Below are 21,181 nucleotides of genomic sequence, written 5' to 3'. Positions count from 1 at the left end.
GAAGCCGCCGCCGCGGCTCAGGCCGCGCTGCTCTTCGGGCGCAGGCCGTAGCCCTTGAACTTCTCGACGACCGTGGCGATCTCGCCGTCCGACAGCACGTTGAGCGGCTCGCCGAGCTGCAGCGCCACGGTGTACTGCCGGGCCAGGGTCTCCAGCTCGTTGGCCAGCCACAGCGCCTTCTTCAGGCTGACGCCGCAGGCAATCATGCCGTGGTTGGACAGCAGGCAGCACATGCGGTCCTTCAGCGCCTTGACGGCGTTGCGCGACAGCCCGTCGGTGCCGAAGGTCTGGTAGGGCGCGCAGCGCACGCTGGGCCCGCCGGCGGCGGCGATCATGTAGTGCACGGCCGGGATGTCGCGGCCGGTCATCGAGATCGCCGTGCAGTAGGTCGGGTGGGCGTGGACGACCGCGTTGACATCCTTGCGGCTCTTCAGGATGTCGCGGTGGAAGCGCCACTCCGTCGAGGGCACGAGGTGATGGTCGTAGCTGCCGTCCATCCTCATGTAGACGATGTCCTCGGGCGCGATGGCGTCGTAGTCGATGCCGCTGGGCGTCACCAGCAGGCCCTTGTCCCAGCGTGCGCTGACGTTGCCCGAGGTGCCCTGGTTGATGCCCAGGGCGTTCATCTTCCTGCAGGTCTCGATGATCTCCTTGCGCAGCGCGTATTCGGCGTCCTGCATGCTCTTCCTCTCCCGTCTCAGATCTGGTGAACCGGCGGCTCGCCGGCGAAGTGGCGCCGGATGTCCTCGGCGATCATCTCGGCGGCCAGGGTGATGGTGCGCACCGAGGCGCCGGCGATGTGCGGCGTCAGGGTGACGTTGTCGAGCTGCAGCAGCGGCCAGTCCGGCGGCACCGGCTCGACGGCGAAGGTCTCCAGCATCGCGCCGCCCAGGTGGCGCGAGGCGAGCGCCCGGTAGAGCGCGTCGTAGTCGACCATCGGCCCGCGCGCCGTGTTGACGAAGAGCGCGCCGGGCTTCATGCGGGCGAACTGCTCGGCGCCCAGGAAGCCGGTCGTCTCCGGCGTCACGCGGGCGTGCAGCGTGACCACGTCGCTCTCCTCCAGCAGGCGCTCCAGGCCGACCTGCTCGACGCCGGCCTCCTGGTCCTCGCGGCTGAGCTGGACGTAGGGGTCGGCGACCAGGATGCGCGGCCCGAAGACGCGCAGCAGGCGGACCAGCCGGCTGCCGATGTGGCCGTAGCCGATCACCCCGACGGTCATCTCGCGCAGCTCGCGGCCGGTCCGGTCAGCGCGGTAGAGGTCGCCGCGCCAGGTGCCGCCGCGCAGCGCCTCGTGGCCGGCGCGGATCAGCCGGGTCTCGGCCAGGATCGCGCCGATCGCGAACTCCGCCACCGCGTCGGCGTTGCGCCCGGGCGTCGAGACCAGGCGGATGCCGCGGCGCTTCACGGCCGCGCGGTCGACGTTGACCGGCCCGCCGCGCGACACCGCGATCAGCTCCAGGTTGGGGCAGCGCGCCAGCATCGTCTCGGTGACCGGCGCCAGGTGCGTGACGAAGACCTTGGCGTCGCCGATGAACGCCGCGACCTCGTCCGGCGCGCCCATGAACTCCTTCAGGCCGTCGAGCGCGGGATCGGCGTAGCCGTGGTGCATCGGCTCGTCGGGCCAGGGCTGCTCCAGGAGGCGCAGGTCGAAGCTGAGGCCCTCGACCGCCTCCAGGGCCTTCGCGAAGGCCTCGGGCTTCATGAAGCGGTCGCCGATGATCGCCGTGCCGATCCTGCTCACGAGGCTGCCTCCTTGGCTGCGGAGCGGGCTTCCTGCCGGTTTTCGGGAGCCGCGTCGAGCGCGGCCAGCGCGGCCCAGTGCGGCGGCGCCGCGGCCCTGAGCTCGCGGTAGAGCGCGTAGAGGCCGTCGTAGCGGGCGGCGAGCGCCGGGTCGGGCAGCAGGCGCTCGCCGAGCGCCGGCTCGACCCAGCGGCGGCAGGCCTCGTCCATGTCGGCCAGGGCGCCGACCGCGACCCCGGCGATCATCGCGACCCCGGCCGCCCCTTGCTCCTCGCGCAGGGATTCGCGCACCGGCAGGCCGAGCACGCTGGCCAGCAGGCCGCGCAGGGCGCGGCTGCGCGCGCCGCCGCCGGCGACCCGGACCTCGTCGGGCCGGCAGGACATGGCGTCGTAGCAGTCGCGCGCGGCGAAGCAGAGGCCCTCGTAGACCGTGCGCGCCAGCTCGCCGAGCCCGACCGCGTTCGACAGGCCGAAGAACTGGGCGCGGGCGCGGGCGTCGAAGAAGGGCCCGCGCTCGCCGGCGCGGTCGATGTAGGGGTGGTAGAGCGCGGCGCCGGGCCGGGCCGCGAGCACCCTGCCGTCGAGCGCGGCCAGCAGCTCCGGCGTCGCCGGCTCGGCGCCGCCGGCCAGGGCCGCGGCCTCGCCGACCAGGCCGACCAGCCAGTCGATGTTGAGCGTGCCGGCCATGTTCGACTGCATCTGCGCCGTGCGGCCGGGCACCGGGAAGGCCATCAGGTAGCCGTTCGCCGGCTCGGCCGGCCGGATCGCCTCGCTCGGCCCCAGGGTCATGTGCATGCCGGTCGAGCCGAGCAGCGAGACGGCCGCGCGGCCCTCCGGCGCATGCAGGCCGCCGCCCAGGGCCGAGCAGATGACGTCGACGTAGCCGAGCACGACCGGCGTGCCGGCGGGCAGGCCGAGGGCGGCCGCGGCCTCGGCGGCCAGCGGGTCGTGGGCGCGGGTGCCGTCGAGGATCTCCGGCAACAGGCGGCGCTCCGCCTCCAGGCCGAGCAGGGCCAGGGCCTCGGCGGCGTAGCCGCGGCGCCGCCAGTCGCCGAAGGTGAAGACGCCCTCGGTCGGGTCGGTGGCGCGGCGGCCGGTCATGCGGAAGTAGAGCCAGTCCTTGCAGTGGAAGGCGGTCGCCGCGCGCTCGAGCAGCTCCGGCCGATGGCGCTTCAGCCAGACCAGCTGGCCGCTCTGGTTCGAGGCGTTGAGGCCGCAGCCGGTGAGGCGGCCGAGGGCCGCGCGCGCGCCGCTCGCCGCCAGCTCCTCGACGACCGGCGCGGCGCGCGTGTCGAGCCACAGCCAGGCGGGGGCCACCGGGCGGCCGGCGGCGTCGATCAGCCAGGTGCCGTCGCCCTGGCCGGTGACGCCGAGCGCGGCGGTCCGGCCGGCGAGGTCGGGCAGGGCCTCGGCGAGCTGGCCCAGGGTCCGCGCCGTGCGCTCCCAGGTCTCCTCCAGGTCCTGCTCGACGATCCGGCCGCCGGGGTCGCGGCGGTAGGCGTTGGGCGTGGCGGCGGCGGCGAGCTGGCGGCCCGCCAGGTCGAAGGCGACGGCCTTGATCATCGAGGTGCCGGCGTCGAGGCCGATCAGCAGGTCGCGGGCCATCACGCCGGCTCCCCCGTCGTGCCGTCCGGGCTGCCGTGGTAGAGCGCGGTGTCGTCCTCGTGGTCGAAGAGGTGGAGGCCGCGCGGCTCGACCTCGAAGGCGACGCTCTCGCCGGGCTCGGCCTCCAGCATGCCGGCGGCGACCGCGATCAGCGGCAGGGCGGCGGCGCCGTCGCCGAGCTCCAGCGCCAGGTGGGTCTGGTCGCCGAGCCACTGGTTGGCGACGACCCGGGCGCGCTGCGGGCCCCGGCCGACGGCGAGATGGCGCGGGCTGAGGCCGAGCCAGACCCGCTGGCCGGGCCGCGGCGCGAGCGGGCCGTTCAGGGCCGGCAGCTCCAGCGTCAGCAGGCCGTCCGCCGCGACCACGCGCGGCCGGCCGTCGCCGGCCACGACCTCGGCCTCGACCAGGTTCATCGGCGGCTCGCCGACGAAGCCGGCGACGAAGAGGTTGGCCGGCCGCTCGCGCAGCTCGGCGGGCGTGCCGAACTGCATCAGCCGGCTCGCCTCCATGACCGCGATGCGGTCGGCCAGCGCGATCGCGTCGGTCTGGTCGTGGGTGACCAGGACGGCGGTCATGCCGCGGTCCTTCAGCCATTCCTTGATGCGCGCCCGCAGCACGGCGCGGACCTGCGGCTCGAGCTGCGACATCGGCTCGTCGAGCAGGTGCAGTGCCGCCGGGCGGATCAGCGCGCGGGCCAGCGAGGCGCGCTGCTGGTGGCCCGAGGAAATGGTCGCCGGGTAGCGGTCGAGGGAGCCCTCGATCTCCAGCAGCTCGGCGACCTCGGCGACCTTGCTGGCGACCTCGGCGCGCGGCGCCCGCTCGCGCAGCAGGGCGAAGGCGACGTTGTCGCGCACGGTCAGCGGCGGATAGAGCGAGTAGCCCTCGAAGGCCATGGCGACGTTGCGCTGGGCCGGCCGCAGCGCGTTGAGACGGCGCCCGCCGAGGCTGATGCTGCCCTCGCTGACGGTCTCGAAGCCGGCGACCATGCGCAGGGTCGAGGTCTTGCCGCAGCCCGAGGAGCCGAGCAGCGCGACGATCTCGCCGTCGGCGATGGCCATGTCGAGGCCGCTGACCGCGCGCACCGGCTCGCGGCCGCGCGGGCGGTAGATCTTGGTCACCGAGTCGAGCGTCAGGTCGGCCATGGTCTCATCCCGTCCGGATGCGCGCGCCGCTGTCGCGGTCGAACAGCAGCAGGTGCTCGGGCCGCACCCGGGCGATCGCCCGGCGCGGGCCGCGGGCGAGGGCCTCGGCGCGCTGCAGCGTGGTGCTGGCCAGGATCTCGCCGCCCCCGGCGGCCTGCAGCAGCAGCACGGCGTTCTGGTTGAGCGGCGTCACCGCCTCGATGGTCACCGGCAGGCCCCCGGCGCCGCCGTCCGGCGCGGCCTCGCCCCCGGCATCGAGCTCGACGTGCTCCGGCCGGACGCCGACCCGGCAGGGCCGCCGGCCGCCGTCGGCCGCACCGGGCAGGCCGAGCGTCAGGCCGAGCAGCGAGACCGCGCCGCCGGCCAGCTCCGAGTCGTAGAGGTTGATCGTCGGGTCGCCGAACAGGCGCGCGACCTCGACCGTCTCGGGGTCGGCGTAGATGCGCTGCGGCCGGTCGACCTGGACGAAGCCGCCGCCGTGCAGCACGCCGATGCGCCGGCCCAGCGCCATCGCCTCGCGGAAGTCCTGGGTGACGTAGAGCACCGTCGCCTCGAACTCGCGCAGCACCCGCGGCAGCTCGTGGCGCATCTCGTAGCGCAGCTTGGCGTCGACGTTGCGCAGGGGGTCGTCGAGCAGCAGCAGGCGGGCGTCGGCGACGATCGCGCGGGCCAGCGCCGTGCGCTGCTTCTGGCCGTTCGACAGCTCGCGCGGCAGGTGCCTGAGCACGTGACCGATCTTGAGGATCTCGGCGACCCGGCCGACCCGGCGGGTCAGCTCGGCCTCAGCGACGCCGCGGGCGCGCAGCGGGCTGGCGATGTTCTCGAAGGCGGTCAGGTGCGGGTAGAGCGCGAAGTTCTGGAAGGCCATGCCGATGCCGCGGGCGTCGGGCGCGAGGCCGGTGACCGCCTTGCCGTCGATCAGGATCTCGCCGGCGTCGGGCTCGTAGATGCCGGCGATCAGGCGCAGCAGCAGCGTCTTGCCGGAGCCCGAGGGGCTGCAGATCGCGACGGTCTCGCCCTTGGCGACGGCGAGCGACAGGCCGTCGAAGACCTTGACGGCGCCGAAGGACTTGGAGAGGCGGTCGAGGATCAGGAAGCTCATGGCCGTCACCCCTTGACCGCGCCCAGCGACAGGCCCTCGACCAGGTAGCGCTGCATGACCAGCGCCAGCACGAAGGTCGGGATCACCGAGAGCACCAGGCCGGCGGCGATCTGGCCGTACTGGATGCCCGAGGCGGTGATGAAGGCGAGCGCGCCGACGGTCACCGGCTGCACGTCGGAGGAGCCGAGGATCAGCGCGAAGACGAAGTTGTTCCAGGCGAAGATGAAGGCCAGCAGCGCGGCCGCGGCGATGCCCGGCCGGGCCAGCGGCACGGCGATCTTGAGGAAGGAGCGCAGCCAGGAGTGGCCGTCGATGCGGTAGGCGTGCTCGATGTCCGGGCTGACGTCCTCGAAGTAGCCGCGCACGATCCAGAGGATCAGCGGCAGGGTGATCAGCTGGTAGACCCAGATCAGGCCGATGTAGGTGTCGTAGAGCCCGAGCTCCTGGAAGTAGAGCAGCAGCGGCAGCAGCACCAGCAGCGGCGGCGCGAAGCGGAACGACAGCAGGGTGAAGGCGATGTTCTCGCCGAGCCGGAAGCGGTAGCGGGCGAAGGCGTAGGCCGCCGGCACGCCGAGCAGCAGCGACAGCAGCACCGAGCAGGCCGACAGCACGAAGCTGTTCAGGATGTTCTTCATGTAGGCGATCTGCAGGGTCGAGCCGGCGCCGGTCAGCTCGCCGGCGATCAGCGCCTTGTAGTTGGCGAGCGTCGGCGTGAAGAAGGGGCTGGGCGGCACGCGGAGGATGTCGGCGTTGGTCTGGAACGACATCAGCAGCACCCAGAGGATCGGGAACAGGAAGAACAGGCTGATCGCGGTCAGGCAGAGCGCCTTGAAGATCCGCCAGGGCCAGGAGCTGCGCTGCATTCTCCGTCCCTCCCTCAGCCGGCCGCGTGGTGGGTGCGTTCGCGCAGCTTCAGCCACTGCTTGATGAACAGGTTGGACAGGGCGAAGGTGATCGCCCAGAGCACCATCAGGAAGGCGGCCGAGCGGCCGATGTTGGTGAAGGTGAAGGCCTCCAGGTAGGCCTGGACCTGGAACACCATCAGGCGGTCGCCCGGGCCGCCCTGGGTCATCGCGTAGATGATGTCGAACTGCTGGATCGCGTCGAGCATGCGGAACAGGCTGGCGGTGATGATGTAGGGCGTCAGCATCGGCAGGGTGATGCGGAAGAACACGAAGCTGGCCGGCACGCCGTCCAGCTCGGCCGCCTCGAAGGGCTGGCGCGGCAGCGAGCGCAGGCCGGCCAGCAGCAGGATCATCATGAAGGGCGTGTAGACCCAGACGTCGACCAGCACCACGGTTAGCAGCGCCGTCGAGGGCGCCGAGGCCCAGCGGAAGTCGGTGAAGCCGGCCAGGCCGACCAGGTAGCTGAGCACCCCGAAGTTGGGGTTGGTCATCAGCTTCCACATCAGCGCGGCGATCGCCGGCGCCGTCATCAGCGGCAGGATCAGCAGCACCGAGAGCAGGTTGTTGACCGCCGTACGGCGCTGCAGCAGCAGCGCCATGGCGAGCCCCAGGAGCAGCTCCACGCCGACCGTCAGCAGGGTGTAGAGCAGCGAGACCCGGACGGTGTTCCAGAACGCCGGGTCGGCCAGGAACTGGGCGTAGTTGTCGAGGCCGATGAAGCCGCGGGTGAAGGGGAAGGCGAGGTTGTAGCGCTGCAGCGAGTAGTAGACCGCGGTGCCGAAGGGAATCAGGATGCCGATCGTCACCAGCAGCGAGGGCAGCGACAGCAGGTAGGGCAGGGCGGCGCGCAGCCGGCCGCCGCGGCGCCGCGCCGGAAGCACGCTGGCCTGGGTCATGTCCTGGGTCGTCATGGTTCCTGCCGACTGGTGGAAGCGCTTCGCCCGGCCGCCGCCGGCGGCCCCGCGACGCCGCGGGACCGCCGGGCCGCTAGACCGCCGGGCCGCAGCTCAGCGCAGGCCCGCGCTGGCGAGCTGGCGGTTGACGCTTTCGGCGAGCTGGTCCAGGCCCTCGTCGACCGGCACCTCGTCGGCGACCATCTTCTGCAGCGAGGCCGCCCACTCGGTGGTCAGGTTGAAGAACAGCGGCTGCGGCGTGAAGTAGATCTTCGAGCCGGGCGCCGAGGCCTCGTACTGCTCAAGGTAGCCGGGGTAGCTCTTGGCGATGCGGTCGCGGAAGGTCTCGTCGTCCCAGACCGACTGGCGGACCGGATTGACGAAGTCCATCTTGCGCGCGCCGAACAGGTCGTGCTCCTGGCTGGTCGCCCACTGCATCCAGTACCAGGCCGCCTCCTTCTGCTTGGAGAAGTTGTTCATCGCCAGCGACCAGATCCAGACGTTGGGCGTCGGCTGCTTGGCGCCCGGCTTGGCCGCGAAGGCCGAGTAGGCGATGTTGCCGGCCTCCTTGGTGCCGCCGTTCATGAAGTAGCCCAGGATGTCGGCGTCGAAGATCATGCCCGAGGCGCCGGCGCCCAGGTCGTTGCCGACCTCGTACCAGGTGTAGGTCGACCAGTTGCGCGGGCCGGACTGCTTGATCATCGCGACCCAGAGCTCGGTGAACTGCTTGCCGGCGGCCGAGTTCATCGCGGCCTTCAGCTTGCCGTCGACCATCTCGAAGTCGTGGGCGCCGTAGTTGGTGAAGCCCGAGAGATAGCCCGGGTGGATCGTCGCCCAGCTGCGCGAGCCGCGCACGCCGATGCCGTACATGCCGTCGACGTCCTTGGTGATCTTCGCCGCCTTGTCCTTCATGTCGGGAAGGTTCTCGGGCGGGGTCATGCCGAGCTTGTCGAACACGCGCTTGTTGTAGCTGACCGAGTTCAGCTCGAAGCCCCAGGGCAGGGCCCACTGCTTGGCGCCCGCGCCGCCGAGCGGCGCGCCCGGCACGCCCGACCAGGCGGTCGAGGCGCGCAGGTTCGGCAGCACGTCGTTCCAGTTGTAGTTCGGCGCCGCCTGGCCGATGTACTCGTTCATGTCGACCAGCCAGCCGGCCGGGCCGTACTGCCAGGTCTGATAGGCGCCGGTCATGAAGGCGTCGTACTGGGTCGAGCGCGACGACAGCGCCGCCGTGACCTTGTCGAAATAGACGTCCTCCGGGAACACGTCGTACTTCACGTCCATGCCGGTCAGCTTCTTGAAGCTGTCCAGGTCGGCGATCATGGCGTCGGTGTAGGGGTGCTTGTTGAGCAGCAGGGTGACGGTCTTGCCCTTGTGCTTCTGCCAGTCGTAGTCGGCGGCGAGCGCGCGGGTCGTGGCCTCGCTCAGCGCCCACCTGGCCGCCGCGGCGCCGATGCCGAGCTTGGCCATGCGGTCGATGAAGGCGCGCCGGCTGAGGCGACGGGCGACGTAGGCCTCGGCGAGGTCCTTGGCTTTCTCGTACATCTCTTGGCTCCTCCCATTGATCTTGTCGTTCAGCCGCAGAGCCCGGCCAGAAACGCCTGGCCAGAAACGCCTGGTCAGGTCGCTTCCCCCTCCAGGATTCGCGCTGCGGTCGCTTCATCCGTGACGAGATGCCGGATGACTCCCGTGCGGAGGGCGGCGCGCACGGCCCGTGCCTTGCCGTGCCCCCCGGCGATGACGATGGTCTCCTTGTCCCTGAGGGCCTCCAGGCCGACGGCGATCGAGCGCTCGTTGACCTTGCTGTCGACCGGCCGGCCCTCGGCGTCGATGAACAGGCCGAGGATCTCGCCGACGGCGCCGACGGCCAGGACCTCCTGCTGCTCGGCGCGGCTGACCAGGCCGACCTCGACCATGTGGTCGGCGCGCTTCACCGCGCCGACGCCGACCACCATGACCTGGGCCCGGCCGGTCAGGGCGAAGACCTCGCGCAGGCTGCGCTGCTTGAGGAAGACCGCGCGGTCCTCGGCGGAATCGCAGCGGAAGGGCGCCGGCATGAAGTAGCCGCTGCCGCCGGTGCGGTCGCTCAGGCGCGTGATCACGTCGAAGGGATGGGTCGCCGCCGAGCGGGTCAGGCTACCGAGCAGCGAGACGAAGGTCATGTCGGGGCGCGAGACCGCCGGCAGCATCTGCACCGCGGCGGCCAGGGTGCGGCCGTGGCCCATGCCGACGACCGTCACCTCCTTGCGATCGAGGATCTGCTTCAGGGTCCAGGCCCCCGCCGGACCGAGGGCGGCCAGCGGCAAGGGCTCGTCGGACAGGCTCGGCACGACCCGGCAGGCGGTCAGGCCGAAGCGCTCGACCAGGCGGTCCTCGAGCCTCAGGCAGCCGTTGATCGGCCCCTCGACGAAGACCCTGACGTAGCCCTGGGCCTGGGCCCGCGCGATCAGCCGCGCGACCTTGACGCGCGACAGGCCGAGCCGCTCGGCGATCTGCTCCTGGGTCAGGCCGCCGGCGAAGGAAAGCCAGGCGGCACGGACGGCGAGGTCACCGTCCTGGTCCACGAGTCCGTGCATTCCCACCCCTTCGTGCGGCTTGTTTCTCGCCGCATCGTTCATTTGTTCAGTCTATGTGAAATTGTACAGTCGCGCAACGACTGTGTCGGCGGGGCTGCACCTACCCGCGGCCGGAAGCCGTCCTCAGGCGCCGTCCGGGCCGCCGTCGAGCGCGCGCTGCCCCGGGTAGAGGCGGCGGGTCACCGGTCCGATGGTCAGGCCCAGCAGCACGACGGTGAACAGCACGACGGCGTAGGTCGCGGTCAGGATCGTGTCGCGGTAGTCCGGGCTGCGGATCGACAGGGCCAGGGCGATCGAGATGCCGCCGCGCACGCCGCCCCAGGTCAGCAGCGTCACCGGCGCGAGGCGGACGCCCTTGCGCCAGGCCGTCGCCAGCATCGGCGTCGCGACCGCGGCGAAGCGGGCGAAGAGCGCGATCGGGATGGCCAGCAGCGCGAGCAGCAGGTGGTTGAAGTCGAGATCGAGGACCAGCACCTCGAGGCCGATCAGCAGGAACAGCAGGGCGTTGAGGATCTCGCCGACCAGCAGCCAGAAGGCGCCGACGTAGTGCCGGGTCTGCTCGCTCATGCCGCGCGCCATGCCGCGGTTGCCGATCACCAGGCCGGCGACGACCATGGCGATCGGGCCGCTGACGTGGATGTGCTGGGCCAGCGCGTAGGTGCCGGTGACCAGGGCCAGGCTCAGCATGACCTCTACGACGTACTCGTCGACCAGCCGCATCGCCCGGTAGGTCAGCCAGCCGGCCGCGGCGCCGAGCACGATGCCGCCCAGGCTTTCCAGCAGGACGCCGCCGCCGATGCTCAGCGGATCGGGCGCCTCGGCGCCGGTCGCCGTCGCCAGGAAGGCGAGGAACAGCACGACGCCGACGCCGTCGTTGAACAGCGACTCGCCCTCCATGACCATGGCGACGCGCTTCGGCAGCTTGCTGCCCCGCAGCGTCGCCATCACCGCGACCGGGTCGGTCGGGCTGATCAGCGCGGCGAAGACCAGGGCCCACGCCGCCGGCAGCGGGAAGTCGAGCAGGCGCGCGGCCCCCCAGAACAGGCCGGTGACCATCGCGGTCGAGATCAGCGTGCCGACCGTCGCCAGGATGCCGATCGGCAGCAGCCGGTCGCGCAGCTCGTCGAAGTCGATCTGCAGGGCGCCGGCGAAGAGGATGAAGGCGAGCACGCCGTCGAGCACCGCGCGCGAGAAGTCGAGCCGGTCCAGGGCCGCGACCAGGCCGGTCGTGAAGCCGGCGAACTCCGGCGCGACCTGGCGGCCGACCAGCACGACCCCCGAGACGATGAGGCCGGTCGTCAGCAGAGCGATCGATTGCGGCAGGCGCAGGAAGCGCAGGTTGAGCCAGCCGAACACCGCGGTCAGGGTCAGCAGGACCGCGAGGCCGTCGAACAGGGAAGGGGCGCTTGCCATGGCTGCTAGCCCAATGCGCGCGGCCCCGCCCGGTTCCGGCGCCGTCTAGCCGCCGGCCAGGCTATCGGCCTCGCTCAGCAGGGCCTTGATGCCGGCGAAGGAGGCGGCGCCGGAAAGGCCGTCGAAGCTGCCCCGCACCAGGATGCCGCGCGCCGCGCTCAGCATCGCGCCGAGCGCCGTGCGGGCGAGCGCCGAGCCGAGGCTGACGCGGCGCACGCCGGCGGCCTCCAGCTCGGCCAGGGTGACGCCCTGGAGGCCGATGCCGGCGACCACGTTGACCGGCCGGGAGACCGCCTCGCAGACCCGGCTGATCGCCGCCAGGTCGGGCAGGCCGGGCGCGTAGAGCACGGGGGCGCCGACGGCCTCGTAGCCCTGGAGGCGCGCCAGCGTGTCGTCGAAATCCGGTCGACCGTGCAGGTAGTTCTCGGCGCGCGCGGTCAGCTGGAAGGGACGGGGCAGGGACTTCGCCGCCTCGACCCCGGCGGCGATCCGCTCGATCGCGTGGCTGCGCTCGTAGATCGGCCTGGCCGGATCGCCGGTCGTGTCCTCGATGGTGCAGCCCGAGAGGCCGGCCTCGGCGGCCCGGCGCACCGTCTCGGCGACGTCCTCGGGACGGTCGCCGAAGCCGTTCTCCAGGTCGGCGCTGACCGGCAGGTGGGTCGCGCCGACGATTTCGCGGGCGTGGGCCAGGGCCTCCTCGCGGCCGGTCTCGCCGACCTTGTCCTGCTTGCCGCGCGAGAAGGCGTAGCCGGCGCTGGTCGTGGCCAGTGCCGGGAAGCCGAGCGCCGTCAGCAGCTTGGCGCTGCCGATGTCCCAGGGGTTCGGCAGCACGAAGATGCCCGGCCCCGCGTGCAGCGCCGCGAAGGCGGCCGCCCGGCTCTCGTCGTCCGCAGCAACCATTTCCTCTCCTCCCCCGTCCAGCGTGTCGCAGCGGCCCGGCCGGGCTTGCCTCCGCCGCGCCGCTCGCGCATCGTGGCACGAGCTGAACGGGAACGGAAGGTGATCATGCTGAAGCTCTACTGGTGGCCGAAGACCCGCGCCCAGCGCGCCATCTGGATGATCGAGGAGACTGGCGCCGACTACGAGCTGCTGCCGCTCGACATCGACGACCCGGTCGCCCGCGCCGATCCCGCCTTCCGGGCGGTCAGCCCGCTCGGCAAGCTGCCGGCGCTGCTGTACGACGGCGGCGGCCTCGCCGATTCGGCCGCGATCGGCCTGTGGCTCGCCGACCGCTTTCCCGAGGCCGGGCTGGCGCCGGCGGTCGAGGACCCGCGACGCGGCCGCTATCTCTGGTGGATGGTCTTCACGACCGGCGTCATCGAGCCCGCGGTGGCCGAGAAGCTCGGCGGCTGGCCGGCGAGCCCCCGGCGCAACGGCTGGGGCGACTACGACTCCATGCTGGGCGCCCTGGAGCAGGGGCTGGCGCAGGGCCCGTGGCTGCTCGGCGAGCGCTTCACCATGGCCGACGTCATGATCGGCTCGACGCTCCACTTCTTCCGGCAGTTCGGCATCCTGCCCGAGAACCCGCTGCTCCATGCCTATGCCGACCGCTGCGTGGCCCGGCCGGCGTTCCAGCGGGCGCTGGCGCGCGAGGCCGGCTGACCGATCAGATCTCCGAGCTGACCTGGCCGTAGGCGAGCAGCGAGAACAGCACCGTGCCGCCGACGATGTTGCCGACCAGGGTCGGCAGGATCACGCCGAAGAGCGTGCCCGGGACGCCGAGCTCGCCGGTCAGCGTCAGCAGGAAGACCTCGGTCGAGCCGGCGATGACGTGGGTCAGGCCGCCGAGCGCGATGACGTAGGTGACCGTCGTGATGACCCAGAACTCGCTGCCCCGGGAGGACGGCAGCATCCAGACCAGCGCGGCGATCAGGAAGCCGGCCGGAACGCCGCGCAGCAGCATCTCGAGCGGTGTGTATTCGACGTAGTGGCGGGCGAGGTCGAGGGCCGCGCCGAGCTGGGCGTCGGTGGCGATGCCGCCGTGCACGGCCAGCGCCGCGGACAGCAGCGTGCCGACCAGGTTGGCGAGCAGCACGACCGCCCAGAGTCGGAGCACGGCGACGAGGTTGCGCCGCGTCGGCCGGGCCAGCAGCGGCAGGATCACGGTGATGGTGTTCTCGGTGAAGAGCTGCAGGCCGCCCAGGATGACCAGCAGGAAGCCGAAGGAGTAGCCGAGGCTCTCGGCCAGCGGCCGCCAGGGCCGGTCGGGCAGGTAGTAGTGCAGGAAGCTCTCGACGAAGACCGAGGTGCTGAGGCAGATGCCGGCGGCGACGCCCGACCACCAGAGCGAGGCCATCGGACGGATCAGCTCCTCCTCGCCGTCGCGGCTGATGATCTCGTAGACCAGCGGCGCGCGCAGGCTGACCCGCTCCTCGACGGCGCTCTCCTCCTTCTCGTCGAGCTTGCGCCGGTCCTTCTGGTCGAGCTTCTGCTCGGCTCGCTTCTCGTCGCTCATCGGCCGGTTCCGTCCTCGTCGCTGCTGAAGGGCGCTCACAGAAGCGCGCAGGAAGCGATTCGGTTGCGCCGCTCCCTGTCGGGGCCGGCGGGATCATGGCGCCGAGGCCTTTCCGCGGTCCGGCGCCTCCTTGACAAAGCGCGGACGGGCGTGCCTCTTGCGCCCGCTTTTTTCGCGACCATCGCCATCTCGCTCGGAACCCTCGGGAAGCCTGGGAATGCACGCCTATCGCACTCACACCTGCGGCCAGCTGCGCGCCGCAGACGCCGGCAAGCCGGCCCGCCTGTCGGGCTGGGTCCATCGCAAGCGCGACCACGGCCAGCTGCTGTTCGTCGACCTGCGCGACCACTACGGCATCACCCAGTGCGTGGTCGACGTCTCGGCGCCCCTCTTCGCCGAGGTCGAGGCGCTGAAGAGCGAGTCGGTGGTCTGCTTCACCGGCAAGGTCGTCGAGCGCGTGGCCGAGACGGTCAATCCGAACCTGCCGACCGGCGAGGTCGAGCTGCGCATCGAGGCGGTCGAGCTGCTGTCGGCCGCCGACCCGCTGCCGCTGCAGGTCAACGCCGAGGAGGACGCCGGCGAGGAGACGCGCCTGCGCTACCGCTACCTCGACCTGCGGCGCGAGAAGATGCAGCGCAACATCGTGCTGCGCGGCCAGGTCATCAACTCGATCCGCCGGCGCATGATCGAGCTGGGCTTCACCGAGTTCCAGACGCCGATCCTGACGGCCGACAGCCCGGAGGGCGCGCGCGCCTACCTGGTGCCGAGCCGCATCCACCCCGGCAAGTTCTACGCCCTGCCGCAGGCCCCGCAGATGTTCAAGCAGCTGCTGATGGTCGCCGGCTTCGACCGCTACTTCCAGATCGCGCCCTGCTTCCGCGACGAGGACGCGCGCGCCGACCGCTCGCCGGGCGAGTTCTACCAGCTCGACTTCGAGATGAGCTTCGTCACCCAGGACGACGTCTTCGCGGCGCTGGAGCCGGTCATGCACGGCGTCTTCGAGGAGTTCGGCCGGGGCCGCAGCGTGACGCCGCCGCCCTTCCCGCGGATCCCCTACGACGAGGCGCTGCTGAAGTACGGCAGCGACAAGCCGGACCTGCGCAACCCGATCGAGATCGTCGACGTCACCGCCGACTTCGCCGGCGGCGGCTTCGGCATCTTCTCGCGCCTGATCGAGCAAGGCGCGGTGGTCCGCGCGATCCCGGCGCCGGGCGCGGCGAAGCAGGCGCGCAGCTGGTTCGACAAGCTGAACTCCTGGGCCCAGCACGAGGGCAAGGCCGGCCTCGGCTACATCGTCTACGGCGAGGAGGGCGAGGCGCGCGGCCCGATCGCCAAGAACCTGGAGGCGGTCCGCGTCGCCCGGATCATGGAGACCGCCGGCCTGAAGAACGGCGACGCGGTGTTCTTCGCCTGCGACAAGCCGAAGGCCGCGGCCGCCTTCGCCGGCCAAGTCCGCAGCAAGCTCGGCCAGGAGCTCGACCTGATCGAGAAGGACGCCTTCCGCTTCTGCTGGATCGTCGACTTCCCGATGTACGAGCTCGACGAGGAGACCGGGAAGATCGAGTTCTCGCACAACCCCTTCTCGATGCCGCAGGGCGGGCTCGAGGCGCTGGAGACCATGGATCCGCTGGAGATCAAGGCCTTCCAGTACGACATCGTCTGCAACGGCGTGGAGCTGTCGTCGGGCGCGATCCGGAACCACCTGCCGGACGTCATGGTCAAGGCCTTCGAGATCGCCGGCTACGGCGCCGAGGAGGTCGAGGCCCGCTTCGCCGGCCTGTTCAACGCCCTGCGCTATGGCGCGCCGCCGCACGGCGGCTCGGCCCCGGGCATCGACCGCATCGTCATGCTGCTGGCCGACGAGCCGAACATCCGCGAGATCATCGCCTTCCCGCTCAACCAGCGGGCCGAGGACCTGATGATGAAGGCGCCGGCCGCGGCGACGCCGGAGCGGCTGCGCGAGCTCAGCCTGAAGCTGGCCCTGCCGCCGGTGAAGAAATAAGGGGAGGCCGGCGCGGATTTTTTCCTGCGCGGACAAGGATTAACCTTAAGCTTTTGACAAGGGAATCGAGGCAAGGATAGAATCCTCATTAAATCTGGGGGGGATTCAACCGGCATGCGCAAGATCCTGTTGGCGGTTCTGTTGATTCTGCCGCTGGCGGGCTGTGCCGTGCCGCCGGCCCTGTCGATCGCCTCTCTGATGATGGACGCGGGCAGCTATGCCGCGACCGGCAAGTCGGTGGCGGACAACGGCATCTCGATCGTGGCCCAGCAGGACTGCGCGCTGTTCAACATCGTCACCGACGGCAGCTACTGCCTCGACAGCCCGACCTACGAGACCGCGGTCGCGGCGCTCGAGCCGCTGCCCGGCACGGCGCCGGACGCGCAGGCCGAGGCCGGGACCGGGACGGCCCAGGCGATCGAGCTGGCGGCGGCCCCCTTCCTGGCCGACGGCCTGCCGCAGGACGGCGAGGCGCTGCGGCCCGGGCTGCCCTCCGACGCGGCCTTCCTGGCCGATGGCGCGCGCCCGGCCGGCCTGGGCGTGATCGGCCAGGAAGGCTGATCCTTGTTTTTCTGTAAGATCTTGATCTAAGGCGGTTTCTGCCGTCGCTTGGCAGGCTTGTACAGCCCGGCGTGGACAGTCCTCCGGGCCTTGCCTAGAGTGCCGCGCGGGGGCGCTCGGCGACCGCCGGAGGCCCTTTCGCGGCGTGCCCGCTGCAGCCGCCGCCGGACAACTGGGACAACCACCGAGAGCGGGATTGGATGGCCGGACCAGTCGACGACGGTTTCTACATGCCGGCGGAATGGGCGCCGCACGCGCGGACCTGGATGGCCTGGCCGACGCGCGAGGCGCTGTGGGGCGAGCACCTCGATGCGGCCCGCGAGGCCTATGCCGAGGTCGCCCGGGCGATCGCGCGCTTCGAGCCCGTCACCATGATCGCCAACCCGGTCGCGGTCGCCGAGGCCTCGATCAAGTGCGGCGCCGGCGTCGGCACCATGCCGATGGATCACGACGATTCCTGGCTGCGCGACAGCGGCCCGACCTTCCTGGTCGACGGCAAGGGCGGCCTCGCCGGCGTCGACTGGGTGTTCAATGCCTGGGGCGAGCGCTACCGGCCCTATGCCCACGACGCCAGGGTCGCCGCCGAGATCCTGGCGCGGGGCGAGGTCCGGCGCTACGCCTGCGACCTGGTCACCGAGGGCGGCGCGATCCACGTCGACGGCGAGGGCACCCTGCTGGCGGTGCGGCCGACCCTGCTCAACGACAACCGCAATCCGGGCCGCAGCGTCGCCGAGATCGAGCGCCTGCTGTGCAGCCATACCGGTGCCAGCAAGATCATCTGGCTGCCCGAGGGCCTGGTCGACGACGAGACCGACGGCCACGTCGACAACGTCGCCTGCTTCATCGGCCCGGCCCGGGTGCTGGTGCAGACCACCGACGATCCCGACGACGCCAACTACGAGCGCCTGCAGGCCAACCGCGAGCTGCTGCAGGCCGAGACCGACGCCCGGGGCCGGCCGCTGGAGGTCGTCGAGGTGCGCCAGCCCAAGGCGCGCTATCAGGAGGACGGCACGCGCCTCGGCCTGTCCTACGTCAACTTCTACTTCGCCAATGGCGGCGTCGTGCTGCCTTCCTTCGACGACCCGGCCGACGACCGAGCCTTCGACCTCTTCGAGGAGCTGTTCCCCGACCGCAAGATCGTGCAGGTGCCGGCGCTCGACATCCTGCACGGCGGCGGTGGCATCCACTGCATCACCCAGCAGCAGCCCGCCGTCGAGGCGCCGGCCGCCGACAAGGACGACGTGCACTGAGCCGCCGCCGGCTCAGGTGAAGCGCTTGCGGATCTGCTGGGAGGCGAGGTCGAGCAGGGTGACGGTGACGATGATGAAGATCATCACCGCCGCGGTCTCCGAGTAGTAGAAGCCGCGGATGTACTCCCAGAGCAGCACGCCGATGCCGCCGGCGCCGACCAGGCCGACCACGGTCGCCGAGCGGACGTTCGATTCGAAGCGGTAGAGCGTGTAGCTGATCCACAGCGGCAGGACCTGGGGGATGATCCCGAAGATCACCTCCTGGACCCGGGTTGCGCCGGTCGCGCGGAGACCCTCGACCGGGCGCGGGTCGATCGCCTCGACGGCCTCGGAGAAGAGCTTGGCCAGGATCCCGGTGGTGTGCACGAAGAGCGCCAGCACGCCGGCGAAGGGGCCGAGCCCGACGGCGACGACGAACAGCATGGCGAAGACCATCTCGTTGATCGCGCGGCAGGCGTCCATCAGGCGGCGCACCGGCTGGTAGACGTACCAGGGCACGACGTTCTCGGCGCAGAGCACGCCCAGCGGCACGGCGAAGACCACGGCCAGCAGCGTGCCCCAGATCGCGATCTGGATGGTCACCACCATGCCGTCGAGGAAGGTCCGCCAGTGGTGGAAGTCGGGGTCGGTGAAGCCGGCGGCGAACTCCGCCATGTTGCCGGCGAAGCTGAAGAGGTCGGCCGGGCGCATCTCGGCGCCCTGCCAGGACCAGGCCAGGATGCCACAGGCCGCCGCCCAGCCGAGCAGGGCGAGCAGGCTGCTCCGGGCGTCGCGGCGCGGCAGCGCGCGGCGCAGGTCGCCCCGCTGCTCGCTGGTCATCCGGGCGGTCAGGTCGGCCATGGCGGTCGTCCGCTTGGTTCGGGAAAAGGGCCGGGGGCGGCCGCGCGGCCGCCCCCGGAGACGACGGTCCGGCTACTCGGTCGCGCCGGCCGGCGCGACGACGGCCGCCCACTTGTCGAGCGCGACGAGCTGCTCGTCGATCGCGGCGGTCTTCTGCTGCTTCTCCTCGGCGCTCAGCGTCTCGTCGTTCTGGATCTTCAGCTTGTTGCGGAACAGCTGGAGCTGGCGGATCGGGATCAGCTGGGCGTCGGAGGAGGCCAGGAAGGGGCCCCAGCCGTCGGACATCTCGGCCAGCACCTTGCGCTCGTGCTCGACCTTGGCCATGTCGCCGAAGCGGCCGTAGGTCATGAAGAAGTAGTAGATCTTCGCCTTGGCCTCGGCCGGCAGGTCCTTGCGCCAGACCATCGGGTCGGAGGGGATCAGCGGCGAGCGCCAGATCTCGCGGATCTTGCCGGCGGCCTCGGGGTTGGTCTTGGCGAGGCGGGCGTAGATCGACTCGGTGTTGTTGGTCGCGACGTCGACCTGGCCGTTGGCCACGGCCAGCGCGTTGGTCTCGTGGTTGGCGTTGACGACGCGCTTGAAGCAGGCCTTCGGGTCGACGCCGTTCTTGGCCCAGACGTAGTAGCTCGGGACCAGGAAGCCGGAGGTCGAGTTCGGGTCGCCGTTGCCGAAGGACAGGCCCTGGCCGCAGGCCTTCAGCAGGTCGCCGAGGCTCTTGATCGGGCTGTCCTTGTTGACGATCAGCAGGGAGTAGTAGCCCTCGGAGCCGTCGTCCTTGATGGTCTGGGCGAAGATCTCGCCGCCGGCCCGGTCGACGGCCTCCATGGCCGACTTGTTGCCGAACCAGGCGACGTCGACCTTGCCGAAGCGCATGCCCTCGATGACGCCGGCGTAGTCCGGCGCGAAGAAGGCCTTCACCGGCATGCCGAGGGCCTGCTCCATGTCCTTCAGGAAGGGATCGAAGCTGGCCTTCAGGTTCTGCGAGGACTCGGTGGAGATGATGCCGAAGTTGATCGCCTTCATCTCCTCGGCGCCGGCCGCAGCCGAGCCGAGGACCGTCGCGGCCAGCGCCGCGCCGGCCAGTAGCGTGCGTAACATCTCGTCCCTCCTTGGTTTCGCGTGGGAACCCGCCCCCTTCGAGCGGGGCGGGGATGGACCGGCGGCCGGCGCTCAGCCCGCGGCGCGGGCGACCGCGGCCTCCGGGTAGCTCTCGTCCGGAGCCGTCGCGGGCTCCGTCTCGTCGACGGCGCCCGACAGCAGCAGCTCCTCGCTGCTGGTGCCGTAGAGCTCGTGCAGGAAGGCACGGGTCAGGGCCGTGGTCGGGCCGTCGTAGACGACCTTGCCGTCGCGCAGCGCGACGACCCGCCGGCAGTAGCGGATCGCGTAGTCGACCTGGTGCAGCGAGACCACGACGGTGATGCCGTCCTCGCGGTTGATCTCGGCCAGCATCTCCATGACGCGCTTGGCCGAGGCCGGGTCGAGCGAGGCGATCGGCTCGTCGGCGAGCACCAGCCGGGCGCGCTGGACCAGGCAGCGCGCGATCGCCGCCCGCTGCTGCTGGCCGCCCGACAGGGTCGAGGCGCGCTGGCCGGCGTAGCCGGCCATGCCGACCCGCTGCAGGGCCGCCATCGCCTCCAGCTTCTCGGCATCGCTGAACAGCCCGAGGCTGCCCCGCCAGACGGGCACGCGGCCGAGGGTGCCGAGCAGCACGTTGGTCAGCAGCGACAGCCGTCCGACCAGGTTGAACTGCTGAAAGATGACGCCGATCTCGCAGCGCAAGGCGCGCAGGCCGCGGGCCAGCCGGCCGCCGTGCTGAACCGGCCGGCCGAGCACCTGCACGGAGCCGGTCGCGCGGTCGCCGGCGAGCAGGCCGGCGACGTGGCGGATCAGCGTCGACTTGCCGGAGCCGGACGCGCCGATCAGCGCGACCATCTCGCCCGGTGCGACGGTCAGGGACACGCCGGCGAGCGCGGGCTGCGCGCCGAAGCTCTTGGCGAGGCTCGAGATCTCGATCGCCTGCATGCGCTCTCCCGGCAGCGATGATCCTGGCCGGCGGGGCAAGCGCCCACCGAAGTCGCCGCGCAGTCTGGCGGCGTTCGGTAGCGACGTTATGACGCAGGTATGACGGTTACATCACCGGGACTTGACGGAATCGTTGCGGCCGCGCCGGCCGCTCACTCCGGCTCGTCGACGATGCGCCAGATCGGTGCGTGGTCGGGCGCCCGCGACGGCTCGACGACCCGGAAGCGCTCGACGATCTCGCCGGCCTCGTCGAGGTCGCGCTCGACCGACAGCAGGGTCCCGGTCTTGTGCTCGCAGAGCCGGCTCGCCTCGTCGAGCTCGCGGCGGGCGACCGGCAGGGCGGCGGTCAGGCCCGGCGCGCCGTAGGTCTCGACGAAATGCCGGGCGAGGCGCTCGACGGCGGCGGCGACATCGGCCTCCTCGACATCGGCGATCTCGACCAGCGAGGCGCGGCCGAAGGAGGTCAGGCCGAGCCAGCTGTTGCGGAAGGCGAGCTGCGCCTCGCCCTCGAGGTCCGCGGGGTCGTTCTCCAGGAAGGCGAAGCCGCCCGGGATCGCCGGTTCGCCCGGCTCGGCGGCACGGGTGAAGACGTAGACGTCGGACTGGTCGAGGCGGACGACGCGCGGCAGCTTCATGGCCGCGCGAGTCTAGGCCATCCGTCGGCCGGCGCAATCGACT

Annotated in this window: 20 protein-coding genes; 4 read left to right on the top strand and 16 right to left on the bottom strand. The window is 71.3% G+C overall.

What is annotated here, in order from left to right; genetic code table 11:
- Positions 1–17: 17 nt before the first annotated feature.
- The 11 genes from B9O00_RS11655 to B9O00_RS11605 form a co-directional block, all read right to left on the bottom strand.
- Positions 18–680, bottom strand: coding sequence for an L-fuculose-phosphate aldolase (locus B9O00_RS11655; RefSeq protein WP_085122841.1), 663 nt, complete (start codon positions 678–680; stop codon positions 18–20).
- 17 nt (positions 681–697) lie between these two features.
- A complete protein-coding gene (locus B9O00_RS11650; protein ID WP_437123442.1) occupies positions 698–1,561 on the bottom strand; it encodes a 2-hydroxyacid dehydrogenase in 864 nt (287 codons plus the stop codon).
- A gap of 176 nt (positions 1,562–1,737) precedes the next feature.
- Complete coding sequence (locus B9O00_RS11645) at positions 1,738–3,345, bottom strand: FGGY-family carbohydrate kinase (protein WP_085122840.1); 1,608 nt, start codon at positions 3,343–3,345, stop codon at positions 1,738–1,740.
- Positions 3,345–4,487: an ABC transporter ATP-binding protein gene (locus tag B9O00_RS11640; RefSeq protein WP_085122839.1), complete on the bottom strand. Its 1,143-nt coding sequence runs from the start codon at positions 4,485–4,487 to the stop codon at positions 3,345–3,347. The genes B9O00_RS11645 and B9O00_RS11640 overlap by 1 nt, the downstream gene beginning before the upstream one ends.
- 4 nt (positions 4,488–4,491) lie before the next feature.
- Positions 4,492–5,589, bottom strand: coding sequence for an ABC transporter ATP-binding protein (locus tag B9O00_RS11635; protein ID WP_085122838.1), 1,098 nt, complete (start codon positions 5,587–5,589; stop codon positions 4,492–4,494).
- 5 nt (positions 5,590–5,594) lie between these two features.
- Positions 5,595–6,452 carry a carbohydrate ABC transporter permease gene (locus tag B9O00_RS11630; RefSeq protein ID WP_085122837.1) on the bottom strand — a complete coding sequence of 286 codons (858 nt, stop codon included), beginning with the start codon at positions 6,450–6,452 and terminating at the stop codon, positions 5,595–5,597.
- A gap of 14 nt (positions 6,453–6,466) precedes the next feature.
- Positions 6,467–7,405: a carbohydrate ABC transporter permease gene (locus B9O00_RS11625; protein WP_085122836.1), complete on the bottom strand. Its 939-nt coding sequence runs from the start codon at positions 7,403–7,405 to the stop codon at positions 6,467–6,469.
- A gap of 96 nt (positions 7,406–7,501) precedes the next feature.
- Positions 7,502–8,929, bottom strand: a complete 1,428-nt coding sequence (locus B9O00_RS11620; protein WP_085122835.1) for an ABC transporter substrate-binding protein — start codon at positions 8,927–8,929, stop codon at positions 7,502–7,504.
- A gap of 74 nt (positions 8,930–9,003) precedes the next feature.
- Positions 9,004–9,960 (bottom strand): sugar-binding transcriptional regulator, encoded by a 957-nt coding sequence (locus B9O00_RS11615; protein WP_159460194.1) that lies wholly within the window; start codon positions 9,958–9,960, stop codon positions 9,004–9,006.
- A 123-nt stretch (positions 9,961–10,083) separates the two neighbouring features.
- Positions 10,084–11,373: a cation:proton antiporter gene (locus B9O00_RS11610; protein ID WP_085122833.1), complete on the bottom strand. Its 1,290-nt coding sequence runs from the start codon at positions 11,371–11,373 to the stop codon at positions 10,084–10,086.
- 45 nt (positions 11,374–11,418) lie between these two features.
- Complete coding sequence (locus B9O00_RS11605; RefSeq protein ID WP_085122832.1) at positions 11,419–12,273, bottom strand: isocitrate lyase/PEP mutase family protein; 855 nt, start codon at positions 12,271–12,273, stop codon at positions 11,419–11,421.
- A 105-nt stretch (positions 12,274–12,378) separates the two neighbouring features.
- Between B9O00_RS11605 and B9O00_RS11600 the strand changes: the two genes are divergently transcribed.
- Positions 12,379–12,975 (top strand): glutathione S-transferase family protein, encoded by a 597-nt coding sequence (locus B9O00_RS11600; RefSeq protein WP_235017105.1) that lies wholly within the window; start codon positions 12,379–12,381, stop codon positions 12,973–12,975.
- A 4-nt stretch (positions 12,976–12,979) separates the two neighbouring features.
- Here B9O00_RS11600 and B9O00_RS11595 read toward each other — a convergent pair whose 3' ends face one another.
- Positions 12,980–13,828, bottom strand: coding sequence for a formate/nitrite transporter family protein (locus B9O00_RS11595; protein ID WP_085122831.1), 849 nt, complete (start codon positions 13,826–13,828; stop codon positions 12,980–12,982).
- A 217-nt stretch (positions 13,829–14,045) separates the two neighbouring features.
- On the opposite strand from B9O00_RS11595, the gene aspS reads away from it, so the two are divergent.
- From aspS to B9O00_RS11580, 3 genes are all read left to right on the top strand, one after another.
- Positions 14,046–15,830, top strand: a complete 1,785-nt coding sequence (aspS, locus tag B9O00_RS11590) for an aspartate--tRNA ligase (protein ID WP_085122830.1) — start codon at positions 14,046–14,048, stop codon at positions 15,828–15,830.
- Between the two features lie 114 nt (positions 15,831–15,944).
- Positions 15,945–16,391 carry a hypothetical protein gene (locus B9O00_RS11585; RefSeq protein ID WP_085122829.1) on the top strand — a complete coding sequence of 149 codons (447 nt, stop codon included), beginning with the start codon at positions 15,945–15,947 and terminating at the stop codon, positions 16,389–16,391.
- A gap of 200 nt (positions 16,392–16,591) precedes the next feature.
- Positions 16,592–17,641, top strand: a complete 1,050-nt coding sequence (locus tag B9O00_RS11580) for an agmatine deiminase family protein (protein ID WP_085122828.1) — start codon at positions 16,592–16,594, stop codon at positions 17,639–17,641.
- A gap of 12 nt (positions 17,642–17,653) precedes the next feature.
- On the opposite strand, the gene phnE is transcribed toward B9O00_RS11580, so the two are convergent.
- From phnE to B9O00_RS11560, 4 genes are all read right to left on the bottom strand, one after another.
- Entirely contained in the window at positions 17,654–18,481 is an 828-nt protein-coding gene (gene phnE, locus B9O00_RS11575; RefSeq protein ID WP_089229619.1) for a phosphonate ABC transporter, permease protein PhnE, read from the bottom strand.
- A 72-nt stretch (positions 18,482–18,553) separates the two neighbouring features.
- Positions 18,554–19,579 (bottom strand): phosphonate ABC transporter substrate-binding protein, encoded by a 1,026-nt coding sequence (phnD, locus tag B9O00_RS11570; protein ID WP_085122827.1) that lies wholly within the window; start codon positions 19,577–19,579, stop codon positions 18,554–18,556.
- Between the two features lie 72 nt (positions 19,580–19,651).
- Positions 19,652–20,503, bottom strand: a complete 852-nt coding sequence (gene phnC / locus B9O00_RS11565; protein WP_085122826.1) for a phosphonate ABC transporter ATP-binding protein — start codon at positions 20,501–20,503, stop codon at positions 19,652–19,654.
- A gap of 152 nt (positions 20,504–20,655) precedes the next feature.
- Positions 20,656–21,138, bottom strand: coding sequence for a DUF6505 family protein (locus tag B9O00_RS11560; RefSeq protein WP_085122825.1), 483 nt, complete (start codon positions 21,136–21,138; stop codon positions 20,656–20,658).
- Positions 21,139–21,181 lie beyond the last annotated feature (43 nt).

It is taken from the genome of Tistlia consotensis USBA 355 (assembly GCF_900177295.1).
GTDB lineage: Bacteria > Pseudomonadota > Alphaproteobacteria > Kiloniellales > DSM-21159 > Tistlia > Tistlia consotensis.
The sequence above is the reverse complement of the archived record's forward strand: the minus strand, read 5'-3'. Positions and strand labels throughout refer to the sequence as shown.